At 47.5% G+C, this 1726-nt stretch carries 3 protein-coding genes; all 3 read right to left on the bottom strand.

Annotation, left to right across the window (positions count from 1 at the left end; genetic code table 11):
• The coding region (locus ACGF5R_RS23895) for a major capsid protein (RefSeq protein ID WP_387693110.1) at positions 1 to 606 on the bottom strand (606 nt) is incomplete at its 3' end.
• Positions 607 to 708: 102 nt separating this feature from the next.
• On the bottom strand, positions 709 to 1110 hold the full coding sequence (locus ACGF5R_RS23890; RefSeq protein WP_387693108.1) for a head decoration protein: 402 nt from the start codon (positions 1108 to 1110) through the stop codon (positions 709 to 711).
• Positions 1110 to 1700 carry a hypothetical protein gene (locus ACGF5R_RS23885; RefSeq protein ID WP_387693106.1) on the bottom strand — a complete coding sequence of 197 codons (591 nt, stop codon included), beginning with the start codon at positions 1698 to 1700 and terminating at the stop codon, positions 1110 to 1112. The genes ACGF5R_RS23890 and ACGF5R_RS23885 overlap by 1 nt, the downstream gene beginning before the upstream one ends.
• Positions 1701 to 1726: the final 26 nt, after the last annotated feature.

Genomic DNA, 1726 nt, shown 5'->3' with positions numbered 1-1726 from the left:
AGGTACTGCGCCGGACTCTTTCAGAATTAACGTTTGCCAGGCTTCAATATCATCAGACGGCTGCGTGTTTGTTGCCCCTGCTGCAACTTTTAGCGGCCATTTGTCTGAACCACTTAATGTGACAGTCAAATTAGATGAGCGACCGAAATCAATTACTGTGGTCTCAAATCCATCACCTACCACAGTAATTTGGGATTTTACTAACGCATTTGCAGCCATCCATTCTAATCGCCGGTTAATCATGTCAATTTGATCGGCCATTTCGAATTGCAGATTTAGCATTTCGCGTTCTGCTGCTGTGTACTCACCGCCGATACGCTCCCCAATTTGACGACGAATCGGTTTACGTAAATCCGGGGCGCGTTTATCTTTGATGTAAGCGGGCTTGAATGTATTAGTCTGGTATTGACGGCTTTCAACCAATTTTCCCTCTACAAGTGGCGACACGAACGGCGCCATCCGGCGTTTACCGATATCGACATCAATAGACACTACCTCGGTTTCATAAGTCACAATGTTGGGAAAGAAGCGGTCTAGCAGCCAGTTTTGGCTTGTGATCAAGTTCGGAACAAGCTGTACTAACACGTTAGTATCATAAATATTCATGCAATTTCTCTATATGCAATGCTGGCAGCCAGAGCTGCCAGACTGAATTTAAAACGAGCGCATCCCTGCCGGGTAAATGGCATCAAGCGCAGTTAAGTGGAATTAAGCGATGGGGGCTTGAATGCTATCGCGAATGAAAATAGCCGAAGGACGTAGCGCGGTTTTCAGATCTTCAAGCGTCCAGCTTTTATCGAATATCAGGCGATTTTGGTTAAACTCGTCGAGCAGATACACCCCGCATGACTTGGATTCTGTTGTTGTATCAACATCATCAGCGAGAATAGCAATAGGTTTCTCTCTGCCGTCTGTCGATGTCTTAACGCTCAAGGCATATTCTTTTAATTCAGTGATAAGCCCTAACACCGTCCCTCTTTTCAATAGCCCTACCTTAGCTATGGTCACCGTGTCAGTCACAAGTTGAAGCGGGCCAGACACTAACTGATCGGGAACGAACATTGTTGATGTCATACCCGGCGCAAAGGGGTTTTGTCCAATCTGTTCCATTATTTTTTACCTTTTGCTGAGTTGTAGAGACGGGTTGCATTTGCTACAAGTGCCTCAACAGAGCCGCTAGCGGGTTGTCGTGCGTCAGGGCCGAGGCGCACTTGCTGTGCCTGTTGCATACGCTCATCTAATGAAGCGCGGCGTGAAACGGGTGCTGATCCCGTTAATGCCAAAGTGCTGATAGCTTCACGTGCCGACATTTGAGTATTGAACGCCAGATGGGCGGCCATGTCCGGCCTGCCCGCAGCGTGCTTACTGCCGAAAATAGCGGCGCAACGCTTACGTTCGGCGCGACGACCTTCTTTTTTATCGTCATTATCTGCGGCATTTTCATCATCGTCATCAGCACGACGAGACTTAGCCTTTTTCCCTTTTTTAGACGATTTATCCTTATCATCATCTTGGTCATCGTCATCGTCATCGTCATCTTCCTCAGCGTCAGTATCATCCTCATCAGCCTTGGTATCGTCATCCTCATCTTCGGCGTCTTCGTCGTCGCGGTCCTCTTCTTCGGCACGACGGGATTTCGCTTTTTTGCTTTTTTCTTTGTCGTCATCATCTTCCGACGCTGACTTTTTGAGACCCAACAAGTGGGCGAATTTTAAACTAGCCATCT

Origin of the sequence: Photorhabdus sp. RM71S (assembly GCF_042879355.1) — a bacterium.
Classification (GTDB): domain Bacteria; phylum Pseudomonadota; class Gammaproteobacteria; order Enterobacterales; family Enterobacteriaceae; genus Photorhabdus; species Photorhabdus kayaii.
The sequence above is the reverse complement of the archived record's forward strand: the minus strand, read 5'-3'. Positions and strand labels throughout refer to the sequence as shown.